Raw genomic sequence first — 26,271 nt, forward strand, 5'->3', positions numbered from 1 at the left:
AAAACTGACGATAAGGCGAAAGCGTCAGCACCTTACATATTTACGCTTGAACCCAGTTCGCCCTTTTTCCACTGCCTTTTGAATATTTTCGGAAGCTTGCAGGAACTTGCTCTTAGGTTTGTCCTTGTCGACTTCAACAGGTCCCACGGCCTTGGCTGTCTCCACGGCCTGGTCGTGCAGCGGTTGATAGGATGTCGCGACGGTGTAAAGGAAGTTGTTCATCGAATATTTCGTTCGTTCCGGAGATTCGTGAATCGTCTTTTTTACCTGTTCGAGCATCTCCATCATTTTATTTTCGGAGAATTCGCTATCCGGTCGGCTACCGAGTAACCAGCAATAACAGCTCCAGCCTGCAGACATTTTCAATTCATCCCCGCTCGCAATCCACTTGTCCGAAACCGCTTGGGCAATATCTGTCTCTGCCAGCGTGACGGATACGATGAAGTCAGAGATCATGTAAAAATAAGCAGCATCAATCCAACGGTCAAAATCAGCTTCCGTCATCGCTTGGGGATCGGCTATCACACCAGCAAAATACATGGCATCATAGTTTCCCGTAGCGTAAAGCAGCTCAGCCAAAGGCTGATCCTTTTTTATTTTCTTGGCGATTGGTTTCATCGCTCCAGTAGCTACTCCAAAAAGCGGTTCGTGTGCACCATTGGACATATATATTTTCTTTGTTCGTTCTTTCCCTAGCGCTTCTAGCTCATGCATAACCTCTTCCAAATTCATTGTGTAAAACTCTCCTTTTTCATAGGATATATACATTTCTAATTTGTCGTTTAGAGGGAATACAACTGCCAAGATGATCCGTACAACAATTTCATTTTCATTGTATCACAGCCTGTTGTCACGCTATACATCCAGATTCCACTAAATTCACTCCCATTCCAACCTCACCAATGATGCTAACAACTCCTTTCTCTCCTACAGTGTCTTAATCACCGATCTGAGAAAGAGCCACTTATCGCGCAATACAATGGCGGAACAGATACATCCTGTGAGGCTCACTTAGTTATGCTATTCGAGTGTGGTCCTGCAACCTTAAGCAAGAAACTACGTTAATTTGGGGAGAAAAGAGGTATAAAAAATAGAGATGCCTCGCATGTCCATTTCTGGCCCTACGAGGCATCCCTTTTAGCTCAAGATGCTGCTATTCGAAATTAGTTTTCCCAGTATTGCTTGGCAATCTTTTGACCTTGAACGATTTTGGCCCATTGCTCAGCTTCGCTTAGTTCGTTACCGCCATCGCAGGATGCAAAGCCACATTGATGCGAAAGCAACAGACGATCCTTATCAATAATTTTAGATGCTTCGTCAAGCAAACGGATTACGCGCTCTTCATCATCAAGTGTATTGGTCTTAGATGACAACAAGCCTAATACGATTTCCGTTTCAGGTCTGTCCTTGAAAACCTCCAGGGCTTCGATAGAACCCGCACGATCATCATCCCACTCCAGGAAGAAACGATCATATTTCAACTGCTTCAGGAACAGGTTAGCGATTTTCGCGTAAGATCCACCGCCCATGTTGCGAGAATCATAATTGCCGCGGCAATTATGTGTCCACATTTTCAAGCCCAGGCTATGACCGAAGTCAATCACGGTATTGTTAATATCAATAAATTCGGTAGCGAGACCCTGTACTTCCTCTTGGTTAATATGCTCCCCTGTAAACGGAGAGTTCGGGTTATCGTCTGCAAACAGCTCCCACAAGCAGTCATCCATTTGCAGGATTTTACCACCTACCGCAGCGAATTCTTCCACAAATTCCTTATAAGCTTTCACAAGACCCGCTTTGAGCTCCTGAATATTCCGATAAACAGCGTCCGTACCGCCGATATTATCGGACCAGGAGAGTTCACCAAAAATATGGGATGGGGACGGAACGCAAAGTTTCGTTTGCTGGTCACCCGCCGTGTCTTGCAGTTGTTTGAACAGTTGAATGAAATGATGATTTTTACCGCTCAATTCGCCCGTTATGCGCAGGCCAATATCTTTACGTGTTTCATATTTTGAAGAGCCATCCACATCACGGAAAAAATAGCCATGGTCTGCAATATAACGCTCAACTCCACCAAAGCCCCATACAAAATCCAGATGCCACATCGATTTGGAGAACTCTCCATCTGTAATAATCGACAGCTCATGCTCGATTTCTTTTTTCACCACTTGTTTGATGGCCTCAGTCTCGCATTTCTCATAACCTTCAAAACTTTCATAGAATGGATATTTGATATCATCACGATGTTCAATTTGCGTTTTATATGTCAGCAGCTCTTCAGGACGCAACAAACTACCTACGATCTGGAACTTATCAGTCATGTCAAAAACCCCCTCGTTGTATACCATTATCATATCATGCAGAACGAGGTTGGCTGAGATACTTAAATGCCATAACTAGTTATAGTTAAAAGCTATAACAGAAAAGAAATTGAACAATAAAAAAGTAGACTTTTCAACATGCACAGGTTGAAGTCTACTTGATCATCTCTTCTCTTGTTAAGCTAATGTTCAGTAGGACCACCCTCGATAAAGGGTGCCCCGTCATTGATATTTATTAATTCTCACAACGTACTGCGCCTTAATTCATAAAAATACTGCACAGCTGGATGCTTTAACTTTATCTGCTCAGACATATTTAGAATTCGCTTTTTGCCAACTCGTCTGTCTATCAAAGCCAGAATATTCAATAAGATATCGTTGCTCTCCAGATTATCCTCTATCGAAGTAGATAAAAACGTAGTCGCTACAACAGTAAAATTGGATTTACTTAATGATGACTGTGCTGACAGGAGATCCTTTGCAAGTCCTGAGCTTTTTCTGCTTCTTGCTATGACTTGAAGGCGATCCTCTGGAACGGTCCCTTTGGTTTCTTTTCTGACGGCTTCAATCTCTTCATGACTTACAGAAATCAGGACATCCGGTTCGTTCTTGATCTCCTGCTCCGTCTGATACCATCTGATCGAGCCAGTGATGTCACTCATATTGAGTACGTTCTTTTTGTCTACGGTAATGTAACAATTTCCTGATTTATCAGGTGAATAGCGGTAGCTGGTTGCCCGGTATTCGACCGTTCCAACTAACGTGGGACTAAGGAAACTCTCCAGTTGCTGCTTCAATTTACTCCAGGACATATGACCTCCTGTATTCTATTCATTTTCCTCTACCCCATCATGCTCCTTATTACCAAATTCATCGAGCAATTCGCGTACTCTAGTCGTTGTTTTGGCGTTCATCAAGCTATTTCTCAGCTCACTTGCCCCGCGGAATCCACGGACGTAGATTTTAAAAAAGCGGGCCAGCGGGCTGAACGAACGCGGTTCAAGATCTGAATACTGATCATGCAGATCTAGGTGCAGTCGCAGAAGATGAAGGTACTCCTCCGTGGTATGCTCCCTTGGGTCCTTTTCAAAAGCAAACGGATTCTGGAAAATGCCGCGTCCAATCATAATGCCATCCACACCGTACTGCTCGGCGAGTTTGAGTCCGGTCGCACGGTCAGGAATATCTCCATTAATGGTTAGCAGCGTATTCGGTGCAATCTCGTCCCGAAGTTTCTTGATCTCCGGGATCAGCTCCCAGTGCGCATCGACTTTGCTCATCTCTTCTCTTGTCCGCAGGTGAATGGATAAATTTACAATGTCCTGCTGCAAAATATGAGTTAACCAGTCGCGCCATTCGTCCACCTCGGTGAACCCAAGCCTTGTTTTTACACTTACGGGCAGTCCTCCGGCTTTAGCCGCCTGAATGATTTCCGCTGCAAGGGCAGGACGGCAGATCAGACCGCTCCCCTTCCCATTCTCTGCCACATTGGCTACAGGACAACCCATATTAATGTCGATGCCTTTGAAACCTTCCTTGGCCATGCCGATGCTCATCTCGCGGAAGAACTCCGGCTTGTCTCCCCAAATATGTGCCACAATCGGCTGTTCATCTTCTGTAAACGTCAAACGCCCGCGGACACTTTTGTTCCCCTCCGGGTGACAATAACTCTCTGTATTCGCAAACTCCGTAAAAAACACATCCGGTCTTCCCGCCTCACTAACGACATGCCGAAACACTACGTCCGTCACATCTTCCATGGGTGCCAGTATAAAAAACGGTCGTGGCAAATCACGCCAAAAATTTTCTTTCATATTAGAACTCCTCTATATATACCAGGACAATCTTTGTCCTCATTAATAGTAAAAAATCGTTAGCCATACATTTGCAATCGTATCAATTACATTAGCAGATTCGTTGCAATTTACATTTTAATGTCCTTGCTTCTTCTTCACTTATACCATGCAAGTGTAACTTCGTTCAAACATCAGTATCTGTTAATGACATCAAGATGAATATATCCTACCCCGAAGAGAAGCGTACTCTTCAATAGACTCGCATAAAAAAGAGGGGCGATGCCCCCCTTTGCTAATGGCCGTATGGGTCCGTGTTTTCCTTTTCTCCATTTATCACTCCACCAATTTTACCACGTCTTTAGTTGATTTTCAGCACGGGTTTATTAGTGATTATTTGAAGCATAACTTTACCTTCTCGTTTTGGCCCCCCCAGTATAGAAATCAGACAGCCTCCATCGTTCTAATGATTCGCTTTGTTCGCTCTTGCCGAACCAGACAAGCTCCTCTACAATAAAAGTTCGGCAGGCTTTTGTACCTGCAAATCGTGACATGGAGGAGGCCTGAAACAAACATGGAAATTTCACTCGATATTATCAAAGACAAAGTCGAATGCTTGCAGGCTTATGACTTCAATGAACTGGAACGGGTGATCGAGGACCGAATCGGAATGAACAAGGCATTGCTGCTTCGAGTGAAGCAGGTTCAGCATCAAGTGACGTTCGACCCGTTTCGCAACAAGATGTTATATAGTGCAGTTGTTCATTTTTCTGCAGAGTGATGGACGAGCTTTTTTTACTTCGATATGAAATAGTAGAACTCCCCCCGTCTGGATTATACGGGGGGAGTCTTTTTTTAGCTGGTTTAATTAAACTTTACATTTCCCAGATCCGGTAGAGAACCATCGCTGCTTCAGAACGGGTCAATGGTTCGGCTGGTGCGATTTTGCCATCTTTGCCGTTGACAATTCCGCTTCCTACGAGGGAAGTTACACTATCCATCGCATAAGTGGAAATGCTTGCAGCATCGGAATATGAAGCTAGATTTCCGTTGCCGGCAGATTGCTTACCAGCTGCTTTCAGGGCTTTCGCCGTAAGAACCATCATGTCTTGACGGGAAATGCTGTTGCCTGGCTTGAATGTGTTGTCTTCGAATCCAGAGGTGATACCAAGTTCTTTGGCAATAGTCACGGCCTGTGCATAGTGAGCAGTTGGCTGTACATCGCTGAAGGCTGCCCCGTTCGTGCCCGAACCCTTCAACTCAAGTGCTCTGACAAGCAAGGTGATAAAGTCGGCTCTCGTGATGGAAGCTGCAGGAGCGAAGCTGTCATCAGAGATTCCTTTAATAATATCGCGTGCAGCCAGCGCTTCGACTGCTTGTTTTGCCCACAGGACATTTTGCACATCGGCAAAAGTCTTGGTTACGTAGGCTACAGCATAAGTGCTGAAATGAGTTGTTTTGAACACCATTGAACCGGATTTAGCATCATAGCGTCCGCTTGGCACGGCTGTTGCATGCCCTTGATTATCAATGTGAAGAATCACGATCTGATGGGCATTGACAAGCTCCTGTGCAGCAGGCGTGTAATGAACAGATACCGTTACAGGTGCCGCTGGATTGTTCCAGGCAAGGAGACGGTCACCAGCTTTTACACTTAGATCAATCACCGGACGGCTGCCCACAATAGCGCGAACATCTGCGCTCAGACGATCTGCCGAGACTTTGTTAATCTGAATAGAGACTTGATCGGCTAGCTCCGTAATATTAGAAAGCATATTGGACGGAATTTGAAGTGTTGCATTCTCCGTCTTAAGCACAAACTCAACATTATTGTTGCTTTGCAGGATTGAAGTCGGCAATTGCACAACATAGGATTGTACATTTGCTTGCTTCGGCACTTCGATGGTAACCTGCTTCTTGCCATTTGCACCTGGAGAAGCTTTTTCAATCGCTTTATTCAGGCTGTCGCTTGAAATGGTTGCTGTGGCTGTTCCATTTTCGACTTTAATTACCGGCACAATCGCCGAATCGCTGCCTGGAAGCTGTGGTTGAGGTTGCGGCTGCGGAGTAGTCCCGGAATTTGATCCGCCACTGCTACCACCATTGTTCCCCCCGCTGTTGTTGCCTCCACCGTCGTTTCCTCCTGGAGAAGGTTTACCCGTGAGCGTCAATTCACCGAATACGGAAGTATCCTGGTAACCTTGACCGGATGGATCGTTCCATGCATTCACGCTGATTCTGTTGCCGTCTTTGGCATCATTGATCTGCGCATCAAAGCCAATTTTGGCATTGTTCGCAGGCTTAACCTTCTTGAACGGAATCTTCATTTCAACCGTGTAGTTGGTACTGGAAACAGAGACTTTGGATTCGAAGCCTGCAGCGATTTCCGCAGGATTAAAGGAAGCTGCGTTCTCAAAGTTCACTCTGTATTGTCCATCATCGTCTTGGAAGTTAGCCGTTTTTCCGTTGTTTTCATCGACGAATACTTCAACGGAATCCTGCTCCCATACATTCGGGTTGGACTTGTTCAGTTGATCATCTCTGACTTGAACCAATACATACAGATTGTCGTCATCCCACAGTGCTTTTGCCGTTCCTGTCGCACCTGACCATGCCATTTGCTTCGTATCCAGTTTCATTTCAGGAGCTTTGCTCCATACACTGTCTACAGAGCCATCAATAGCTGGTGTCCCATAGTGCGCACTTGATTTCTTGTATTCAAGCTCTTCAGGCGGATTTTCCGCCATATACTTTTGCGGATCAACTACCCCGTAGAACGCCTGTTTTGCTTGAAAATTCTTATCGAACAAGGTTGGATTCTGCTCGGCTCTCCAGCTGGTGCTGTCATTTAATCCCCAGAAGGTGACACGCGCAATATGCTCGCTGTTCTTCTTATAGAGATCCATCAATTGGGCATACAGATAGGCCTGCTGCTTCGCTTCTTTTTCAGTGATTGTAGAATTAGTGCCTGCCATAATGTCCAACTCGGTGACACTGACTTCTACTCCCAAGGAAATAAAACGCTCGAGCGACATCTTAACATTGTCCAGTCTCGTACCCAAATTGTAGTGGGCTTGCATGCCGATGCCATCAATCAGTTTCTCGCCAGGGTGATTTACGGCGTACTTCTCATTGATCTCTTTCACCATGCTGTAGATGGCGGTAGATTTGTTCTGGTTGTCATCATTGTAATCATTGTAGTAAAGCTTGATATCCCAGCCGTTTTCATCAATGACTTCTTTGGCTGCAAGGAATGCCTCCTCAAGAAAGTCAGGGCCGATGGCTTGTAACCAGCCAGAATTACGCAATGCATTTTTCCAGTCTTCCGGATTAGCCGGGTTATCGTTCATCGCTTCATTGACAACATCCCAGGAAATAACTTGGTCACCAAAGTGCTTAACGACCGTTTTAACATGTGTTTTTAGATTCGTCAGAGCTTCTTCACGGCTCAATGGTTTACCACTCTCCGCCGTATGAAGCCATGTTGGAGACTGCGCATGCCATACGAGCACGTGACCGTGCAAATCAAGGCCTGCATCCTTTACTTTTTGAACAAGAGCATCTTCTGCAGTGAAATCAAATTGTCTGTTCGCGTCATATGCATAGTCCGGCTTCATGTCATTCTCAAACGTAACGACATTGTGATGTTTCGTCAGAAGCTTGAGTCGAGTCTCGTCAAAGGTAGCCGGATTAACAATGTTCCCGATCAGAAAATCATTCTTGTAAATATCCTTGAGGTTAGGAAGGTTTTCTTGAATCGGAGGTGCGGCAGTTACAGGTCCCAGATATTTTAGAGCAAAGTCATCCAAGTAGAAGGTACGGTTGCCGCCGTCATTGTTTGCTGTTTCAATATAAGCATTAAGTACGCTTGGAGTAGTGGTGAGCGTATACTTACCCGTTAAGTGTACCCATTCTTGATCTGTAACGGTTGCATTTGGAGACACGTTCGCAAAGCCGCTGTCCGCATATTGAACACTTATACGAAGTGTTGTGGGTTCTTGTCCAGGTGCCATTTTCACCCAAGCAGACAGCTCATATTCGTGATTCTTTGCCATTTTGCCATCAGCGTTAACCAAGGCTGCATCATATTGTGTCGTAGTTGTCACAAGCAAGCTTTGTTTGCCGCCAGATGTATGATTATCGTTTTGGGAAAGAGCTACCGTTTCACGGCCGTTCCGTGCTTTGAATCCATTCAGGCCATTCTCAAAATCGGCAGAGATGCCCGTTTTATCTACAATTTCCGGTGCAGTTTGATCAGGAGTTACATCGGTGATAATGACTTCATCAATGTAAATATCCGAGGTTAACGTATTGTCTGATGGTTCAACATAGATGATGACCTCATTCGTTTTGGAAGGTACTTCATAGCCTTTGGTTTCAAATAGCGTCCATTCGGAAGCGGTTACAACATTATTGCCTATAAGCCAAGGATACTTCTGGTCTTCGGCTAATATTTCAGAATCTATCTTGGAAGCCAGATGGAACTGGCCTTCACCTGAACTGAGTTTAACCTTGAGGGAAATATCATACTTATGGTCGGATTTCATCTTGCCTGTAAGTACGAGAGCAGGGACGGCTTTCTCATCGGCCCGGTTGAAGAATTTCAGAGATTTCGTGCCTTCGGAGGCTACGTCGTTAACGACCGTAGTGTCCCCATTCGATCCCCAACCCAGTTTGCCCCATCCACCGGTATTCCCGTCTTCAAAGCTTTGGTTAAGGACTACCGTGGGTTCGACGGGTGTTACTGTCTGGGTGATCGTGATATTCCCGATATAGAAAGAGACACCCTTACCTGCTTCATCAGACTTGATTCGCAGAGCTGTATTCTCCACACTGTTAACAGAGAGATCGGCGGATAGTGTAATGCCTTGTCCTGCTTTAAAGTCAGCAGCGCTAATTCCAGTGTATGCCTCAGATCCAGCAACACCCTTATTGCTTACAATTTCCAGAACGGCTTTCCCATCTGTAGGAGGGTTAGCATCAGATTCTACATATACGGAAGCGGTTACAGAATACTCTTTGCCAACTGACAAACCAAGGTCATCAAAAGCAAGGTCCACGCCATCCCAGTTATTAGATCGGTTACTAACATGTAGAGCCGCTCCATCATCATTGCCTTCAAACGGCTTGCCTGTTACTGCGTCCAGCTGGGCACCGCCTGATTGAGTTGCCTTGCCTTGACCATTCTGGAATGTTTCCTGATACACAATTTGTGAATTAGTTGCCACTAGATCTGCAGCGCTAACTGCCGGAGCTATCAAGCCGCCCGGAAGAAGCAGAGCCGCTGCGAGTAACCCGGAAACGACCTGCTTAAATGATTTCCTCATTCGAAGCATTCCCTCCACACCAAATTTTTTATTAAATTTATAAAGCGCTTACATAACTTGCTGTAGCGAGCCTCCTTTCACCCCAGATAATACCACTTCATGAAAGAGAAATCTTACTCCAAATTAAAGGGGAATCTTAGTTTTTTACAGAACTCTACCAAGTCTGATACGGGTATGGTCATGCTCTTCGTTCCGATGATCAGGCCGCGGCAGATAAATTCGTCGCAGCACCACAACAGATCCCCTCTTAATAATGCTTACCACCAGCCATACTTAAAAAGATCAAAAAGGAGCAGGATTTCCCTGCTCCTTCGCTATGTGAAACTTCTTTCTCTCATCAAACGTAAATTCACAAGGTATAATGAAGTCAGATGACCGTTCAGCATGATCTTATGACCATCATAATGAAGGAGGGGACATTCGTGGCGTTTATCCCGTTAAACTGTCCCAATTGCAACGGAAGAATTGAATACAAAGAAGGTGAGATTTTAAAGTGTCCCTATTGTGAAACAGAGCTTTTATTGAAGCAAAATCATGTCTATTACGTAGACCAGACCATTAATCATTACCACGATACGCCCCCTAAAGCACCGCTGAAGCAGACCGTCTCCGTAAAGCTAATGCTGATACTGATGTTAGTCCTAACTGGCGCGATCGGTACTTATTTTTATTATAGCAACAGTTCCACCAATCTAAAAACAGAAGCCAATCTGCCTGTGCGAAAGATGCCCGAAAGCGAGGTTCTGCTCTCCTTTTTGCGAGATATCTTCGATAAAGGGTCTGCCTTGCCGACAGAGGAGGAATTGGCTCGTCTTCGCTATTTAACTGTAGAGTATTCGGAGAATGATCAGTGGAATTTTACATATAGCCTCTCCGATCCCTTCAGCGATGAACAGGCCGAGAAGATTACTTATATTACTCAGGACAAGAAAATGAATAGCCAGCGGATTGATCAGCGCGATTTTGAAGCTTTTAAGGGACTGACGGCATTGGACCTGACGAATACCTATGAAATCTCCCAGACGGATCAAACCACTTTGGCCCATATGTCCGGATTAAAAAGTTATGGAGGTGCTTTTAACGAATCCTTCAGTACATTTTCGGGCTACTTTGGCGACAAGACTAAGATTACGGAGCTTTCCACTCAGCTTCGCAGCAATCAGGAATTAGCCATGCTGCTGGAGTTTCCTAATCTGAGCTCGTTATCCATTACCTATGTGGATGAATCCGTAACGGATTTCTTTCTGTTGAACAAGCTGCCGCTCAAGTCCCTGTCGCTCACCTTTGTCGATGAACTGGGATGGTTGTCCTCCATGACCGGGCTGTCATCCTTATCCATACAGTACAGTGAAGCCACAGACCTGCAGCCGCTGTACGCCTTAACTCAGCTTCAGGAGCTTCAGCTATCCTTTTTAACGAATGTAAAGTCCATCGACTTTGTGCAAAACATGCCTGCTCTACAAACGCTAGATATTGAAAATGTAAACTTCTCCAGCCTGGAGCGCTTGGCCGACAAGGCCTCCATTACTAAACTACGCCTGGCTTCTCTAAGTCAGCTTGGCTCGGTAAAGACCATAAACAGTCTGCCCTCTCTGCGGGAACTAGCTCTGTCCGGTTACTACGAGGATGCAGAAGCGCTGACATTACCTAATGTGGGGCTAGTGGAAATTCCAAGTTCCTTTCTCACCGGGCTAAAGGCCCCGGCTACAACAACTCTGACGCTTCGTGGTGGAAGCGGGGAATTGAACTTAGCTGCGCTGGGGAAATTCCCAAAACTGGAGCAACTATCGCTCTGGGAGATCGATGAAATAACCCGTCTTGGCGCCCTGGACGGCTTGCCTCGTCTGGAGACGTTAAACATTTACGACTCGTCACTGTTCAAGGAAAGCGATGCTTTATTTCGTTTAAAGCAGGTCAAATCTCTGATGTGCTCCGAGTGTAGGCTGAACTTTGAACAAAAGGTGGCCGCGGAAAACAGCGTGCTTGAACATTTGACCTTAGAGCAGCCATATTTCAGCATAAACAACACCTCTGTTACTGAAGTTGACCAAATGATGCCCTACTTTGCCAACATGTCCGCTCTACGTTCCTTCACTCTGCAAGACAGCAATTTGGCTTCTCTCGAATTTATGAGTCACTGGCAGGCCATAGAAGAGCTTCATCTCGAGAACAATGCCATTTCCAATATCGAGACCCTAAGCCAGCTGCCTAATCTTCAAAAGGTATATCTATCCGGTAATTCCGTACAAAATAAATCCGTGCTTGGTGCGGGTGTGCACGTATATTAATTACCGGCTGGGATGATGGGGAGTTTTAGATGAACTCACTCCAGAATTACTCACAAATTAATGAATAGTATTGAAACAAAGACAAAAAGGTGTTCGAGAATTATGTATAAATTCTCGAACACCTTCTGTTTATGTTTAGTTTCTAACCAACATCGCTACACTCCAGAGCGTTGCGGATTGACCGTGCTAAAGATATGATACGGTGTTATCCCCTTTGAAAATAGACTATCGATCAGCTTGATCAATTCCTCCGACGATAGATCTTTGTCTCTGTGTATCCAAAGGCGAAACGTGGATATTAATGTTGATATGTAAAACTCGATGATGTATGGTGCCAAGATATCATCTGTTGGAAAATCCACAATCAATCGCTCAAAGGGAATTTCTCTTTTCAAGCGTTCTACAAAATGAACAGAACCATAGTCGCCCAATACAGCTTTAAGAACTGAAATTTCCTCTGCATTTTCCAAGCATTGGAGTGCATCTTGGATAGTATGTGTAGAAAACTCTCTGCCTGCCATTTCCTCCTTAATGGATTTCAAAATCCTCTCTTCAACGCAGTCCAACAGATCATATATATCTGTAAAGTATTGATAAAATGTACTCCGATTATATCCTGATTGGTTAGCAATCTCTTGAATGGATATCTTTTCGATTGGTTTTCGGCAATATAAATCACAGAATACATTTATAAATGTCTGCCTTGTTTTTTCCGTAATTTCAGGTTGCTTATTCATTATTGACCTCCATTTTCTGTTCAAGTGATTATACGACAGATATTAAAAATCTGATGGTTGATGACCGTATAGTGAATCTATACAATAACATTATACAACACGTTGTTGGATCATTAACAAGGATGAATATGGATATTAGGAGGCTAAGATGAGAATTTTATTTTTCGGTAGAGGTGTAATATCGACCCAATACGCTTGGGCTTTAGAGAAGGCAGGGCATACCGTTGAGTTTTACGTTAGAAAAGGGAGAAAAGAAAAGTTCGGAAGTCATATAGCGCTTGAAATGTGGGACGCACGAAAAGGGAAACAATTCATCCAAGAAAGCTGGAAAATCAAGCTGCATGAGGAGATAAGCCCAAATTACGATCTCATTATTGCGAGTGTCAACACAGAGCAACTTCCCGAAGCAGCAAAATTACTTTCGACTACTGCGGGTAACACCCCGATCCTAATATTCAATAATATTTGGAAGGATTTAAAATCATCAATCTTGCCCCTGTCTATGAACAATGTTGTCTTTGGGTTCCCAGGAGCAGGAGGCGGCATTGAGGACAATAAGCTTAGGGGCGGCTTTTTAAAAATGATATTTCTGGAAAAACCACGGGTAGGCACGGAACAGATAAACAACAAGGTCAGAGAACTATTTGAAGGCGCCCATTTTAAAATCAATTGGATCAAGGATATGCAAAGCTGGTTATGGAATCACTATGCCATGAATGCGGCGATGGAGACCGAGGTGTTAAAACGGGGAAGTTTCCCAGCAATCTTGAATCATAGTGACTCATTCACAAATGTCGGCAAGAGTATGCGAGAAATGAAGCCTGTTCTTAAAGCAAGAGGCGCAAAGATGGACGCGATTACTCTACTGTTGACCAAGATCCCACCGGCACTTATCGGCACGCTGTTTAACAAGGTCATTTTTGCAAAGGGCAGCTTACCACGACTTTTCATTGAATACAATAATAGTACATCCAATTTTGCAGTACTTGAAGTTGTGAGAGAAGCCAAAAAGTTAGGTATACCTTTGCCACGTCTTACCTCTGCATTAGAAAACACTGAACAACACACAAGTATCGAAAACGGATAAACTGGAAAACTTCATATTGTTCAGACCAAGATCAACTCTACTAATGATTATATAAAACTATCATCCGTCGAACGGAAGCCTCATCAAATACCCTTCGCTGAATGAATGACTTCGGTTAAAACAATTATAGCCCGAGCTTTAGAAGCCTCGGGCAAATTAGCTATATTAAAACAGGTAAATGTAGCTTCAAAACACTACACCCTAACCAACATCGCTACACTCTCCACATGCACCGTATGCGGGAACATGTCCACCGGCGTTACCTCAACCGTGCGATAGCCACCATCCTCCAGCACACGAAGATCTCGTGCCAACGTGCTGGGATTACAGCTCACATACACCACACGCTCAGGCTTCATCTCCATAATCGTATCCAGCAAACGTGGATCGCAACCTTTACGCGGCGGATCAACAACGATGACGTCGGCTTCAATGCCTTGTTCTTTCCAGCGTGGAATAACGTCCTCGGAAGCACCCACTTCGAACTTCACGTTCTTCATGTCGTTCAACACCGCATTGCTGCGAGCATCTTCAATTGCTTCGGGTACAATCTCTACCCCGTACACCTGATCGGCATGTTGCGCGAGGAAAAGAGAAATCGTACCGATGCCGCAATAGGCATCAATGACAGTCTCTTTACCACTCAGTCCTGCGTACTCTACCGTCTTCCCATAAAGTACTTCCGTCTGCACCGGATTCACCTGGTAGAACGAACGCGCTGAGATCGCAAACTGAACATCACCGATATAATCATAAATTACATCACGGCCCCACAGGACGCGGGTTTCATCGCCAAATATAACATTGGTCTGCTTTTTGTTAACGTTCTGGCAAATGCTCGCCACATGCGGGATCGCTTCACGAATACTACCGATCCATGCATCCTTGTGTGGAATGTCGCGGCCATTGGTGACCAGAACAAGCATCATCTCGCCTGTACGGAATGCCTTCTTCACGACCACATGACGCAGCAGACCGCGACCTGTTTCTTCGTTATATGCGCTAATGCCAAGATGGCTGCCTAGCTCCTTGACCTTGGCTACCACTTCGTCATTGTGCTCATGCTGAATAAGGCAGGTCTCCATGTCGATGATCCGATGACTTCCTTTGGCGTAAAAACCACCCACTAAGCCTCCATCGGCTGCACCGATAGGCACTTGTGCCTTGTTGCGATAGCGCCATGGCTCGTCCATGCCCATCGTTGGCAGTACACGGATACCTTGCGTTGTGTCATCTTCGATCATGACACCTTCCATGCGAAGGCGAATACGATTGCTGCCGTTCATTTGTTCTTCAGTAGAAGTTTGTTCAGTTTGGATTGCCTGCTCATCATCCTCCACCAACACATTCAGCTTACCGATCCGCTGCAAATTGTCCACCACCAGCTGGCGTTTCCACGCAAGCTGTCCAGCGTAGCTCATATGCTGGATCTGGCATCCGCCGCATTGATCGTAGATCGGGCAAGGCGCGGATACACGATCCGGGCTGGCCTTCACAATCTCCAGCAGTTTGGCGTAGCCGTACTGCTTCTTGGTTTTCATCACTCTCACGCGTACGGTTTCGCCCGGAAGCGCACCTTGCACGAAGAGCGTGTATCCATTAGCACGGCCGACACCTTCACCGTCATGGTTCATGCCGATGATATCGATGACGGTCTCTTCATTTTTACTAACAGGAAGTCCTTCAATTGGTGCAGATTCACGTTCCCGTCCCTTTGGACGAACGGCAGAAAGAGATGCGCCTTGTGGCCGCACCTCTTTCCCTTGCTGACGTGTAGATGGACGAGATGATTTGCTCGGCTGACGGGATGCTGAAGCATTCCCTTGCCCCTGAGAGGTAGCCGAATTCCGGCGGTTTTTTCCACGACCGCTGCGGTTCGTATTAGACAACGTACATTCACTTCTTTCTTCATATATGTTCATCCCTTGTTCAAGGGAGATTCCATTCATTTTCAGGCACCATGAGATTATACGTGATCCCACTGCCCACGGCAACAGGAAATCACATTTTCTCTCCGATCCATACTACGCTTAACGATACAACATCAGGTGATGACGCAGGTTCTTGAATGTCGCAGGCAATGTGCCGCCCAACTCGCCATCCAGGTTCAACTGCACATAGCCCGGCGACGTTACTTCCATATAATCCGTTTGGAAATGAACGACCTTCTTGTCGTTCAGATGTTCACCACGCAGCGCAAGGGTTACGAGGCGAATCATGTCAGCCAGATTACATTTGCGGACACCGATCACATCGAACAGACCATCATCAATGGTCGCACCCGGAGCCAGCTTCTCGAAGCCTCCAACGGAGTTCGTATTGGCAATGAGGAACAGCATGAATTCATCATGAATTTCTTCCTGACCCGCGGCACGGATAACCAATTCCTGCGGAGAAAGGCTCGCCATTTTCTCAATACCCTTCATATAATAGGCCAGTTGCCCAATCATCGTTTTCAGACGGCTTGGCACCTCATAGGTCAGTTCGGTTAACGAACCCCCGCCCGCAATATTGATAAAATATTTATCATTCGCCTTGCCCAGATCGAGCGGACGAAGCTGCTGGTTAATGACTAGATCCACGTAATCTTCCCACTGCCTCGGAATACCGAGCGCACGCGCAAAATCATTCGTCGTTCCCAAAGGAAATACACCCAGCGGAGGACGATTCTCCCGCTCGGCCATGCCGTTAATGACTTCATACAACGTACCGTCGCCGCCAGCAGCAATAATCATGTCATATCCTCGTTCAATCGCCAGCTCCGCTTCCCGGGTTGCATCTCCCTCACCCGTTGTTGCGTGACACGAGGCTTCAATACCACCTTGATCCAAACGCTGCAAAATATCAGCCAGACGTTTCTTCATTTCTTCCCGGCCTGAAGTCGGATTATATATCAAGCGAGCTTTTTTCATCTCATACGCCACCTATTCCACATTATCCATGAGTCTGAACGACCTCATATTCTTACTATCTGAGAGTGACCGTAGTCGGGCATCATTTTACACAATGACTCACGTCCGTTAATCCTGCCCCAACACTTTTCTCTACTTATATATATGCATAAGGAATTCCGTCTCATTCCAAAGCCTTTATGTACTATCATATCATCAAATGTGAAGATGTCCTAGCCTGTGATACATAAGTAATTATTTTCATATCGATTATAACGAAATTTTACATCTGGATAACAATAACGATAAAACCTTAAGAATTATCCCACTCCAGCAATGACGAGCATGCTCTCTGTTCACTTCCGAACTTGTCTATCCTTTACAAAATAAACCTCTAGCACTCCTCTTGAATCTAATCCTATGGATTTCCTGTCATTTATAACCATCCATCACCATTCTGCCCGCTTGGGCCGGAAATAGTCTTATACCCTCTCAAATCATGAGAACAACCATATCCTGCAAAAAATTTACAAAAACCTGAATGAGATAACAAATAAAATGAAACCTTCTCCAATATAGTCTTAGTGCATCCTCAACACATTCCAATATCATACCCATGAAGGAGATCACCGAATGAAAAAAATCGTATTATTGCTTATGGTTTCGCTCGTGGCCTGTATTCCCTTTGTCACAGACGTTGAAGCGGCAGTCATTAACCATGATCAGGTTGTCGGATTCCAGGAAGTAACTCCCGTCACAGTCACGCAAATAACAGCCAAGCGTTTCCAACCCTACTTAAAAGTCTACCATGGATGTGTTCCATTCCCCGCCGTGGATCAACAGGGTAATACCAATGCAGGCTTGCAAACCTCCGGTTCACCTAATGGAAACTGCAGCTCAAGCAGAGGGCAAGTGTACTCCCGTTCGGCATGGCATAATGGCGTATGGGCTATTATGTACGCATGGTATTTCCCGAAAGACTCCCCTTCCTCCGGTCTCGGCCATCGTCATGACTGGGAAGGTATCGTTGTATGGGTAGATAATCCCGCAGCACAAAATCCTCAAATCCTCTCCATCGCCTATTCAGGGCATGGGCAGTTCACGAATGTTGCACCAAGTAACACAAACCTGAACGGTACGAATCCTTTGATTAGTTACAACAGTACTTGGCCTCTAAACCATGAGCTTGGTGTTACGGGAACCGTCGGTGGAATGCAGCCTTTGATCGGCTGGGATGATCTGACGTCTGCGGCACGCGATGCGCTGAATACGACCGATTTTGGCAGTGCTAATGTTCCGTTGAACGACAGCAATTTTACAAACAATTTAAACAAGGCCTGGTTTAGATAAAAAAAGTAAAATCCCCTTCAAGTAGACACAGAACTTGGAGGGGATTGTTTTTGCAAAATCATGTATTTTAAAATCCAATCTTTCTGCCAGCACGGAGCTGTTTATACCAAAAATATACGGTGCAGCCCACACAGTAACCGAGCAATGCAGCACTTGCAGCCAGGAGAAGCATCGACGAGAAAATATAACCTGCTACCTGCCACCCAAGGCCGAATGAGACAAGTGCCAGCGTGAGAAACAATACGGCCAGAACATTGTTGAAGCGTTGCAGTTCCACTGCCTGTGTCTCTGTCCCTTTTCCCGTTAACACGGCCTTCCCAATCTGCACAAACAGATTAAGCTTGCCTCCAGATGCCAGACCGACAACTTGGATGATCCATAACGCTCCCAGAATTAACGGTTGATTGAACAGAAATGACAGAACAACAAATAGGACAATCCCAATCTGGTTTGCTTTGACATAGCGCATAGGCACTTCCCTCATCTGCATATCTCCTTATCCCCATTTTATTAGTTGGTTTAATTGTAGTCGGTATGGGGACTTTGAGCAATAGTCATCTCATTTGAGATTAGAATATTCTTTTTTGAGCACATCCCAATGAGGAGTAGGCGTGCGGGTAGCCTTTTTCCAATCGGTAAATGCATTATCTAACGCCTCGATCTCTCCAAAGGAACCCGCAACCAGTTTATAGATCGGAAGCATACTATACATCTTCAACAGAAGGTAAAACATCCGTTGATGTTTGCGAATCAGTTTGGCCTGAATCTCCGGTATAATCGTTATGCCCATAGCCTCAAGCACGCTAAAGCCCTCATCCATCGCCCCAATCATATGCTGGATTTGCTTTCTGCTTCCTTCCAGCTTGATCATCTCACGCTTCTCATTAAAGCTCACCGCATTAAGCATCAGAATGGGCACAATATGGCTTTTCAGCCAGGCATCGATATCGTCCAGGTAATTCAACTTGTATTTCGTCTTCTCAAAAGCTTGATCCAGTATGGATTTAAAGGCAATTTCGCCATTCAGCCCACCAATCACCATTTGCCCGCTTTTTCCACCAATGGATAACATGTGATCTTCTTGCCGCCGCCCACCGCTGACCTGGAAACCAAACGCTATCCTTTTTTCGACCTTGCTGTTTTCCTCCAAAAAGATTTGCATGCTTCGTGCATCTGCATTGTTACCGACGATCACCAAGTTCCTGCTCTGATTGGCTGCCAAAATAGGCAGTACTGATGGAAAATCGTTGTACTTCATAACCACGAAAATAAGATCATATTCATCTTTCTCTTCCAGCGTTCTTGTTACCCGAACCGGATCAACGGTCGTTTTAAGCTGGAACACATGACGAATGACAATACCATCTCTCTCCAGTTCCTCTGCCCGCCTCCCTCTAGCCAGAATGGTAACGTCATTTCCCCCACGTACCAGAACCTGCGCCAACTGACTGCCCAGAACGCCTGCGCCATACACTAATATATTCATTAGTTATCCCTCTATTTCAATTTTTTATGGATATTCGTTGCTTTATCAACATTTGTTGATAAAATAAGAGTAACAAAGCATCTGCAACGCTTCAATCGCTAAAATATCCGTTATTGTTGAATAATCAACGAATGGATCCATATTGTTGAAAACATCAAAGGGGGAGCCATGGACAGACGAGTGGTCAAAACAAGAAAAGCTATAACCGATGCCTTTATCGGGTTGTTAGAAGAGCAGGATTTCGAGCAAATTACGATTAATGAGATTGCTGATCGGGCCAATGTGAACCGTGGTACCGTCTATTTGCACTACACGGACAAGTTCGATCTGCTGGATCAAAGCATTGAGACGTATTTGCAGCAGCTGGTGGAGAGCTGTATGGTAGAGAGTCCTACAACGCCCATGACCGTCAAGGAGGCGATGCTCCGAACCTTCTGTTATCTGGAGCAGCACGCCCCTGTTTATACCACGCTATTAACCCAAAAAGGCATTCCTGCCTTTCGAAACCGGCTGATGAAAATCCTGATTCAGGGAGTGGAAGAGCAGGTTGATGCGTGCGGCATTCACAAAGGTATCAATCGGGAGATCACTGTACAATTTCTGGCTTCTGCCGCCGCTGGGCTGCTGGAATGGTGGATCATGAATTCCATGCCTTATCCGGCACAGGAGATTGTCGAAGAACTGATGTCTTTGCTGGAGCTTCATCTGATTCTTCCTTCTCAGGTAAAGGGTTAATAAGGAGCTACGGATTGAATAAACAGGAGATCATATGTTGCCGAGACTCCTCCCTGTATGCTGAACTTATCCTCGTACTGCTTATACATGTTGGTGAATAAACGTCGTAAACTGTACCCAGGAATCGTTGCTGCTTCTGAAGTGCTGGCTCCCATTCCTTTAACCGAATACAGAAAATCTCTTGCCGAAGCATACTTTTCCATATGAATCGAACGCTCACAATGGAAACTAGAATATCCGGATTCCTGAAGCATGATTTCCCATTGAACAGGTGAATGAAACGAAAGTCCATGTCGCTGTGGTTCCATCCCGTTGGCACGATAAACTTCATCAAATGCCTCATGCATCTCACGAAATGTATCAGGCCCGAAGGTCGTAAATATGAGCAAACCTCCGGGGCGTAGCATTCGCCTCAGATGACTCAGTGTTTCTTGCGGCGAACTTAGCCATTGAAAACAGGCGTTGGAGACGATGATATCCACGGAGCACTCCGATGCATTTACGGCCCATGTCTCAATATCCGCTTGAAGAAAACGCAAACGATCCGTTGTACAATCCCCTTCACCTGGATGCTGTGCTGATCGGAACCGTTTTGAAGCCACTTCGATCATCTCGGGTGCAATATCAAGTGCAGTAATATTCGCACTAGGCCATTCATTTACTAGGATTTGAGTCAAAGCCCCTGTGCCACAACCGATTTCGAGAATGCTCGGATCACTTAAGAACCCTTTGTTCTTCCATTCAGCGAGGGATCTTGCTAGCTGATCAGCCATAGAACGCTGAATATGAGCATGTGCATCATAAGAAGTGGCACTACGATTAAATTGGCGTTGAACAACACTACTTCTTCCAATGGTCATGCCACCATCTCCTCCATTCATCAGCGATGTGTACTTCTTTTCCCAAAAAGGGTGCATGCCCGCAGCCTGTTAATGTAATTAACTTGGCTTGAGGTAAATGAGCTGTAAGCTCCAATCCAGCACCGTAAGGACATATCCTATCCTCAGTCCCATGAATAAGAAGAACCGGACAATCGATATTGGGCAATTGAGACAAACATTCTTCGCTTCTCAAAAGCTGAAGGCCTGCCAGTAGCGCTTGCGTTGTCCAGCTACCCGTATGAGGTAGACATTCAGCAAGACCTGCTTTCCGTTCTTGCTCCGTAAACATAATCTTTCGAAAATTGGCTTCAACTGCGTGTTGATCCTTTAAAATCCCTTTGATCATCTGCCTAACGTATGCATCTGCCAAGCCGCGGTCAAACTCTTCTGTTGAGCGGGTAAAACGAGCCGTTGCACCGAACAGCACAAGGCCATCCACGTAACCTTTAGCCGCTAGTCTGAGCGCCAGTAAACCTCCGAGCGACCAACCTGATATTAGAAGCGGACCTTGGGAAACTCTCTCCCTGCAAGCTGATCCTTCAATACCTAACATGTCCGTAACTGCTGTTTCAGTTAGGCTCAGCATTTCCTCAGGAGAATCCGCAGCACTATAATCCACAGAAATATGGCGAAAATCAGGCAATAACAGGCGAAGACGGTCAAACACCGCATCTGGCATGCTCCATCCCGTTAGCCATAGTATGGTTCCACTTGTCTCCTGCTCAATTTGCAGTGGACTATTATCCAAGGCACTCATGAGCTCAGCACTCCTAACTGCAGTCCGATTTTACAGATTCGTGCGCTGGCATCATTCAGTTCTTTAGGGGTATGGTCGGCTGATAAGGAGAAGCGGATTCGCGCTGTGCCATCAGGAACAGTAGGCGGTCGGATGGCAATCCCAGCAATACCGCCTGCTTCAAGTGCCTCGCTGAAACGAAGAGCCCTTTCGTTATCACCAACAATTATCGGTACAATAGGGGAGTCACCGGTCCCAACGTGAAATCCGGCATCCCTAAGCGAAGAACGAAATAATTGACTTGCCGAGTAGAGGCGTTCGCGGCGCCAATGATCCGCTTGTACCAAAGTTAACGCTGTTGATATACCAGCTACCAGAGAAGGCGGCAATGCCGTTGAATAGATGAGCGGCCTTGCTTTGTTAACGAGAAAGCGGATTAATGTTCGGCTGCCGCAGACATAAGCTCCATATAAACCGAATGATTTGCTAAACGTCCCCATGTGCACATCCACTTCATGATGCAATCCAAGCTTAAAGCAAAGTCCTTCGCCCCGTTTCCCGTAGATGCCCCCGCTGTGCGCCTCATCCACCATCAGCATTGCCCCGTATTCTTGTTTGAGCGCAACGAGCTCTTCCAAGTGTGCTTGATCACCATCCATTGAAAAGACGGCATCCGTGACAATCAGCTTACGTCGTTTATCCCGATGTTTGTTCAATAATAGCTTCAGATGTTCCATATCATGATGTCGATACCGGGCATGTTCCGCACGGCTCAGCACAATACCGTCCACGATGCTGGCATGGTTTAATTGATCACTAAAAACGACACCATCCCGGCCCACGAGTGCACGAATGACACCAGAATTAGCCATATATCCATTGGCAAAAACAAGCGCAGCTTCACTATGTTGCCAAGTGGCCAGCGCTTCTTCCAGACGGCCATAAGGTGGTCGATTCCCAGTAACAAGACGAGATGCGCCCGAGCCTCCTCCTTCGGTAAGAAGCGCCTCGCGAATTGTATCGATGATAGCGGGATGTCGAGCAAGTCCCAGGTAGTCATTGGAGGCCAGGTTGAGTAGCACTCGGTCTCCTCTCCACGTATACCCAGGAGAATCTGGAACAGCGGCACTATCACGCAAGTAACGTTCATTGGAGGCATCAGCCAATAACGCAAGTTCTTTTTCCATCCAGTTCATATTCCGTACCGCCTTATAGTGCATTTAACTCAATCTCAAAACCCAAATCTTCAATCATTTGATGATCATTTGATATTTCCTGACCTGCTGTCGTTAAATAATCACCTACAAAGAGTGAATTAGCAGCATACAGTGACAAAGGTTGCAATGTACGGAGGTTGATCTCGCGTCCACCCGCAACACGAATCTCTTTAGATGGACAGATGAGCCGAAATAGTGCCAGTACCTTAAGCGCCTTCATAGCCGAAGTGCGTCCTGCTCCTTCCAGAGGGGTCCCCGGTATTGCATTCAGGAAATTAATCGGAATTGAATCCGCATCAAGCTTACGGAGCGCAAAAGCCATCTCAACAATTTCCTGATTACTCTCACCCATACCGATAATGACACCAGAACAGGGAGACATGCCGTATGCTTTAACCTTTTCCACAGTTTCAATTCGCTGGTCATAGGTATGCGTTGTGGTTATGGATGGATAATTGGCCTTGCTTGTGTTCAAGTTGTGATTGTATCGGTGCACACCTGCCTCAGCCAAACGTTCTGCTTGACCGTCCTTCAAGATTCCTAGACAAGCACAGATTTTAAGGGGCATCGTTTCACGGATTTCTTTTACCGCCTCTACCACTTGATCCAGCTCCTTATTCGTGGGACCTTTCCCTGAAGCTACAATGCAATAGGTTCCTGCTTTACGCGCCATAGCTTCATGTGCTCCTGCAAGCAACGTTTCTTTGTCGAGCAAGCTGTATTTTTGGATGGGAGCGGTGGATACAATGGATTGTGAGCAATAACCGCAGTCTTCGGGACAAAAGCCGCTTTTGGCGTTGATGATCATATTCAGCTTCACTTTTTTGCCGTAAAAATATTGCCTCACTTGGAAAGCCGCTTGCATTAGCGGCAGTACCTCATCGTCGCTTGCTTCAAGCACGGCAAGTCCTTCTTCCATTGTTAAACATTCGCCATTCAACGATCGATTCGCAAGCGACGACCATTCTAGATTAGTTACCGTTGTTTTCAACTTCATTCCTCCTCCATGGATTGAACTGTTAGTGCGTGTCTGATTGGTGTTAACTGGATCTTTTCTCGAATCACCTGGATCAACAATTCCGTATTTAATTCGTCCATCAAGCGGGGAAAACGTCCAAGAAAGGGGATGCCGCAATAACGTTCAATCAGCTCCGCGTTTGTTGTGATGCTGGAATCGTTATAAATCTCGTCAGATTCACCATCGTTAAGAATAAAACCTACGATCGGTACCCCATGCTGCTGCAGGTATGACACTGTAAGAAGTGTATGATTAATCGTACCTAAACCTGTCCGCGCAACGATCAGGGCCGGTGTTCGAAGCTCCGAGATCAAATCTACTACAAGAGAGTCTTCGGTCAGTGGAACAGCGACGCCGCCTGCCCCTTCAATGAGTATCGACTCGTATCGATTTGCCAGTGGCTGACCCGCACTGATAATCTCCTGTAACGTAATATCCACCCCATCCTGCTTGGCAGCGAGCATCGGGGTCAGTGGAGCTTGGAATGTAAATGGCGCCACATCCTCGGCACGCTCATGAATTCCGGTGTATTGCAACAGGCGTTCTGCATCGGTTTCTCCGCTGCCAAGAAGTGCACCGGATTGCACGGGCTTCCAGACGCCTATATTCCGTTTTTCAGCTCGAAGCGCAGCCACAAGAGCCCCTGTAACGATTGTTTTCCCAACCCCTGTGTCCGTACCTGTTACGAATAATCCGCGAATTACATTCATGATTCCAAACCACCTTCGGTGACGTCAAAAATGGATTGCATCAAGATATCAATCATTGCTTCAAGCTCAGCCTCTGTGCTAGCAAGAGGAGGAATGAACACAATAACATTGCCAAGGGGTCTCGTAAGCATGCCAAGCTCTCTGGCCCGCTCCGTTACACGAACGCCGATACGTTCGGCCCAATCGTACGGTTCCCGAGTTGCTTTATCCCGTACAAGCTCAATTCCTAACATCAATCCCTTCTGCCTGATATCCCCGACGTGTGGAGAGTCTTTAAATACTGAGAGCTTCTGCTCTACAAAAGCCGCCTTTGCTCTTACACCTTCCACCAGGTTGCGCTCTTCAAATAGTTTCAAGTTAGCCAAAGCAACAGCGCAGCCGAGCGGATTACCTGTGAAGGAATGACCGTGGAAAAATGTTTTTTGCTCCTCATAATCGGCATAAAATGCGCTGTACACCTCATCTGTTGCCAGTGTCGCTGCCACAGGTAAGTAGCCACCTGTAAGACCTTTGCCTATCACCATCAAATCAGGTGACACCTCTTCGAGATCACAAGCAAACATAGCACCTGTCCTACCGAAGCCTGTCGCCACCTCATCGGCTATGAACAGTACACCGTATGTACGGCAAAGTGCTGCCATCTCGCGTAGACAGCCCTCCGGCATAATAAGAATGCCGCTAGCTCCTTGCACAATCGGCTCCACGATAATAGCCGCGATTTCATCTGCACTGGTTTCAAGTACATTACGCAATGCGGTTAACGTAGCTTCCATGGCTTCCCGCTCGCCGTCCTCATGTCGATAAATGTAAGGATATGGAATGACATGAGTAGGAAATAGCATGGGACGGAACACATCATGGTACAACGGAATTGCACCGACACTCACCGCACCAATCGTATCTCCGTGATAGGCTTGATTCATCGTGATAAACTTCGTTTTACCGGTTTCTCCTCGGTTCTTCCAGTATTGAAATGCCATTTTCACTGCGATCTCAACACCCGTTGCGCCCGAATCGGAATAAAATACTTTATTTAATCCCTCTGGGGAAATCTCTACCAGTTTCTCAGCAAGTTCAATAGCTGGCACATTAGCCATTCCGAGTAACGTAGAATGTGCAACACGTTCCAACTGATCCGTTATGGCTTGGTTCAGCTCGGGTATGTTATGTCCGTGAACATTAAGCCAAACCGAGGAGAAGCCATCATAATAAGCACGTCCCTGGACGTCATAGAGCATGACGCCTTCGCCTCGTTCAATGATGAGAGGATCAGAGTTATTGTAATCTTTCATCTGCGTAAAAGGGTTCCATAAATGGGCCTTATTTATAGCTGCAAGCTGTTCATAATGTGTCACAAGATATCACCTTCCGTTAGATCATTTCAATTGTTAACCAAAATTATTTTTTAAGGTTAACAATTGAATGTTGACATCTTATCAGACAAAAACTTTCCTGTAAAGAGAATCATTTCTGAGTTAAAACCCTCACCTCCACTCTGTATGAACGGATTGAACCCGGAACTTCGGCTCGTAAAGGGTTTGGCCTAATACAAAAAAACACGCCTGATTCGGCGTGTTTTGTCTAAAATACATATAAAAACAAAAAAACGGCATCTCTGCCGTTTGTGTTTAAGCTATTGTTAGAGATAACGGGAATAATCGCCAGCAGCGACTTGTTTTCCCTGAATTAAA

The 26,271-nt window shown here is 45.8% G+C and carries 21 protein-coding genes; 5 read left to right on the forward strand and 16 right to left on the reverse strand.

What is annotated here, in order from left to right; translation table 11 throughout:
- Positions 1-24: 24 nt before the first annotated feature.
- The 4 genes from A6049_RS30540 to A6049_RS30555 all read right to left on the reverse strand — a co-directional run bounded on the left by A6049_RS30540 (position 25) and on the right by A6049_RS30555 (position 4,138).
- A complete protein-coding gene (locus A6049_RS30540) occupies positions 25-732 on the reverse strand; it encodes a DNA alkylation repair protein (RefSeq protein ID WP_063568180.1) in 708 nt (235 codons plus the stop codon).
- Between the two features lie 431 nt (positions 733-1,163).
- The gene (locus A6049_RS30545; RefSeq protein WP_063568181.1) at positions 1,164-2,324 is read right to left on the reverse strand and encodes a cobalamin-independent methionine synthase II family protein; all 1,161 of its coding nucleotides are present in this window, start codon (positions 2,322-2,324) and stop codon (positions 1,164-1,166) included.
- A gap of 242 nt (positions 2,325-2,566) precedes the next feature.
- Complete coding sequence (locus A6049_RS30550) at positions 2,567-3,136, reverse strand: SF0329 family protein (RefSeq protein ID WP_063568182.1); 570 nt, start codon at positions 3,134-3,136, stop codon at positions 2,567-2,569.
- Between the two features lie 15 nt (positions 3,137-3,151).
- Complete coding sequence (locus tag A6049_RS30555; RefSeq protein ID WP_063568183.1) at positions 3,152-4,138, reverse strand: tRNA dihydrouridine synthase; 987 nt, start codon at positions 4,136-4,138, stop codon at positions 3,152-3,154.
- Positions 4,139-4,691: 553 nt separating this feature from the next.
- On the opposite strand from A6049_RS30555, the gene A6049_RS30560 reads away from it, so the two are divergent.
- Positions 4,692-4,898, forward strand: coding sequence for a DUF2536 family protein (locus A6049_RS30560; protein ID WP_063568184.1), 207 nt, complete (start codon positions 4,692-4,694; stop codon positions 4,896-4,898).
- A gap of 94 nt (positions 4,899-4,992) precedes the next feature.
- Here A6049_RS30560 and A6049_RS30565 read toward each other — a convergent pair whose 3' ends face one another.
- Complete coding sequence (locus tag A6049_RS30565) at positions 4,993-9,444, reverse strand: endo-1,4-beta-xylanase (RefSeq protein WP_063568185.1); 4,452 nt, start codon at positions 9,442-9,444, stop codon at positions 4,993-4,995.
- A 422-nt stretch (positions 9,445-9,866) separates the two neighbouring features.
- Here A6049_RS30565 and A6049_RS30570 point away from each other — a divergent pair, with 422 nt between their 5' ends.
- Positions 9,867-11,732, forward strand: coding sequence for a leucine-rich repeat domain-containing protein (locus tag A6049_RS30570; RefSeq protein ID WP_063568186.1), 1,866 nt, complete (start codon positions 9,867-9,869; stop codon positions 11,730-11,732).
- Positions 11,733-11,887: 155 nt separating this feature from the next.
- Here A6049_RS30570 and A6049_RS30575 read toward each other — a convergent pair whose 3' ends face one another.
- The gene (locus tag A6049_RS30575) at positions 11,888-12,469 is read right to left on the reverse strand and encodes a TetR/AcrR family transcriptional regulator (protein WP_063568187.1); all 582 of its coding nucleotides are present in this window, start codon (positions 12,467-12,469) and stop codon (positions 11,888-11,890) included.
- 148 nt (positions 12,470-12,617) lie between these two features.
- Here A6049_RS30575 and A6049_RS30580 point away from each other — a divergent pair, with 148 nt between their 5' ends.
- Positions 12,618-13,556, forward strand: coding sequence for a ketopantoate reductase family protein (locus A6049_RS30580; RefSeq protein ID WP_063568188.1), 939 nt, complete (start codon positions 12,618-12,620; stop codon positions 13,554-13,556).
- A 194-nt stretch (positions 13,557-13,750) separates the two neighbouring features.
- Here the strand turns inward: A6049_RS30580 and rlmD are convergent, their stop codons facing one another.
- Together rlmD and A6049_RS30590 are read right to left on the reverse strand one after the other, a co-directional pair.
- Positions 13,751-15,478 carry a 23S rRNA (uracil(1939)-C(5))-methyltransferase RlmD gene (gene rlmD, locus A6049_RS30585; RefSeq protein WP_095206266.1) on the reverse strand — a complete coding sequence of 576 codons (1,728 nt, stop codon included), beginning with the start codon at positions 15,476-15,478 and terminating at the stop codon, positions 13,751-13,753.
- 108 nt (positions 15,479-15,586) lie between these two features.
- Positions 15,587-16,468, reverse strand: a complete 882-nt coding sequence (locus tag A6049_RS30590; RefSeq protein WP_063568189.1) for a diacylglycerol kinase — start codon at positions 16,466-16,468, stop codon at positions 15,587-15,589.
- A 612-nt stretch (positions 16,469-17,080) separates the two neighbouring features.
- Between A6049_RS30590 and A6049_RS30595 the strand changes: the two genes are divergently transcribed.
- The gene (locus A6049_RS30595) at positions 17,081-17,797 is read left to right on the forward strand and encodes an NPP1 family protein (RefSeq protein WP_063568190.1); all 717 of its coding nucleotides are present in this window, start codon (positions 17,081-17,083) and stop codon (positions 17,795-17,797) included.
- Between the two features lie 67 nt (positions 17,798-17,864).
- Here the strand turns inward: A6049_RS30595 and A6049_RS30600 are convergent, their stop codons facing one another.
- Entirely contained in the window at positions 17,865-18,281 is a 417-nt protein-coding gene (locus A6049_RS30600) for a DUF4395 domain-containing protein (protein WP_063568191.1), read from the reverse strand.
- 75 nt (positions 18,282-18,356) lie between these two features.
- Positions 18,357-19,283, reverse strand: coding sequence for a ketopantoate reductase family protein (locus A6049_RS30605; protein ID WP_063568192.1), 927 nt, complete (start codon positions 19,281-19,283; stop codon positions 18,357-18,359).
- 168 nt (positions 19,284-19,451) lie between these two features.
- Here A6049_RS30605 and A6049_RS30610 point away from each other — a divergent pair, with 168 nt between their 5' ends.
- The gene (locus tag A6049_RS30610; protein ID WP_063568193.1) at positions 19,452-20,018 is read left to right on the forward strand and encodes a TetR/AcrR family transcriptional regulator; all 567 of its coding nucleotides are present in this window, start codon (positions 19,452-19,454) and stop codon (positions 20,016-20,018) included.
- On the opposite strand, the gene bioC is transcribed toward A6049_RS30610, so the two are convergent.
- The 6 genes from bioC to bioA are packed head-to-tail and all read right to left on the reverse strand — an operon-like array spanning position 20,015 to position 25,935.
- A complete protein-coding gene (bioC, locus tag A6049_RS30615) occupies positions 20,015-20,878 on the reverse strand; it encodes a malonyl-ACP O-methyltransferase BioC (protein WP_063568194.1) in 864 nt (287 codons plus the stop codon). The genes A6049_RS30610 and bioC overlap by 4 nt on opposite strands.
- A complete protein-coding gene (locus A6049_RS30620; protein WP_063568195.1) occupies positions 20,859-21,656 on the reverse strand; it encodes an alpha/beta hydrolase in 798 nt (265 codons plus the stop codon). The genes bioC and A6049_RS30620 overlap by 20 nt, the downstream gene beginning before the upstream one ends.
- A complete protein-coding gene (gene bioF, locus A6049_RS30625; RefSeq protein ID WP_063568196.1) occupies positions 21,653-22,831 on the reverse strand; it encodes an 8-amino-7-oxononanoate synthase in 1,179 nt (392 codons plus the stop codon). The genes A6049_RS30620 and bioF overlap by 4 nt, the downstream gene beginning before the upstream one ends.
- Positions 22,832-22,844: 13 nt before the next feature.
- Positions 22,845-23,843 (reverse strand): biotin synthase BioB, encoded by a 999-nt coding sequence (gene bioB, locus A6049_RS30630; protein WP_240321590.1) that lies wholly within the window; start codon positions 23,841-23,843, stop codon positions 22,845-22,847.
- A gap of 2 nt (positions 23,844-23,845) precedes the next feature.
- Positions 23,846-24,580, reverse strand: a complete 735-nt coding sequence (gene bioD, locus A6049_RS30635) for a dethiobiotin synthase (protein WP_063568198.1) — start codon at positions 24,578-24,580, stop codon at positions 23,846-23,848.
- Positions 24,577-25,935: an adenosylmethionine--8-amino-7-oxononanoate transaminase gene (gene bioA / locus A6049_RS30640; protein WP_063568199.1), complete on the reverse strand. Its 1,359-nt coding sequence runs from the start codon at positions 25,933-25,935 to the stop codon at positions 24,577-24,579. Before bioA ends, bioD begins: the two co-directional genes overlap by 4 nt.
- Positions 25,936-26,271 lie beyond the last annotated feature (336 nt).

This window comes from Paenibacillus sp. O199, assembly GCF_001636635.1.
GTDB lineage: Bacteria > Bacillota > Bacilli > Paenibacillales > Paenibacillaceae > Paenibacillus > Paenibacillus marchantiae.

Bases quoted from the DNA above. Each gene is read 5' to 3' on its own strand.
- bioD (WP_063568198.1), bottom strand. From the start codon at position 24,580: ATGAATGTAATTCGCGGATTATTCGTAACAGGTACGGACACAGGGGTT.
- A6049_RS30605 (WP_063568192.1), bottom strand. From the start codon at position 19,283: ATGAATATATTAGTGTATGGCGCAGGCGTTCTGGGCAGTCAGTTGGCG.
- rlmD (WP_095206266.1), bottom strand. From the start codon at position 15,478: ATGAACATATATGAAGAAAGAAGTGAATGTACGTTGTCTAATACGAAC.
- A6049_RS30580 (WP_063568188.1), top strand. From the start codon at position 12,618: ATGAGAATTTTATTTTTCGGTAGAGGTGTAATATCGACCCAATACGCT.
- A6049_RS30610 (WP_063568193.1), top strand. From the start codon at position 19,452: ATGGACAGACGAGTGGTCAAAACAAGAAAAGCTATAACCGATGCCTTT.
- A6049_RS30540 (WP_063568180.1), bottom strand. From the start codon at position 732: ATGAATTTGGAAGAGGTTATGCATGAGCTAGAAGCGCTAGGGAAAGAA.
- bioF (WP_063568196.1), bottom strand. From the start codon at position 22,831: ATGAACTGGATGGAAAAAGAACTTGCGTTATTGGCTGATGCCTCCAAT.
- A6049_RS30550 (WP_063568182.1), bottom strand. From the start codon at position 3,136: ATGTCCTGGAGTAAATTGAAGCAGCAACTGGAGAGTTTCCTTAGTCCC.
- A6049_RS30555 (WP_063568183.1), bottom strand. From the start codon at position 4,138: ATGAAAGAAAATTTTTGGCGTGATTTGCCACGACCGTTTTTTATACTG.
- A6049_RS30575 (WP_063568187.1), bottom strand. From the start codon at position 12,469: ATGAATAAGCAACCTGAAATTACGGAAAAAACAAGGCAGACATTTATA.
- bioC (WP_063568194.1), bottom strand. From the start codon at position 20,878: ATGACCATTGGAAGAAGTAGTGTTGTTCAACGCCAATTTAATCGTAGT.
- A6049_RS30600 (WP_063568191.1), bottom strand. From the start codon at position 18,281: ATGAGGGAAGTGCCTATGCGCTATGTCAAAGCAAACCAGATTGGGATT.
- A6049_RS30620 (WP_063568195.1), bottom strand. From the start codon at position 21,656: ATGAGTGCCTTGGATAATAGTCCACTGCAAATTGAGCAGGAGACAAGT.
- A6049_RS30565 (WP_063568185.1), bottom strand. From the start codon at position 9,444: ATGAGGAAATCATTTAAGCAGGTCGTTTCCGGGTTACTCGCAGCGGCT.
- A6049_RS30590 (WP_063568189.1), bottom strand. From the start codon at position 16,468: ATGAAAAAAGCTCGCTTGATATATAATCCGACTTCAGGCCGGGAAGAA.
- A6049_RS30595 (WP_063568190.1), top strand. From the start codon at position 17,081: ATGAAAAAAATCGTATTATTGCTTATGGTTTCGCTCGTGGCCTGTATT.
- A6049_RS30545 (WP_063568181.1), bottom strand. From the start codon at position 2,324: ATGACTGATAAGTTCCAGATCGTAGGTAGTTTGTTGCGTCCTGAAGAG.
- A6049_RS30560 (WP_063568184.1), top strand. From the start codon at position 4,692: ATGGAAATTTCACTCGATATTATCAAAGACAAAGTCGAATGCTTGCAG.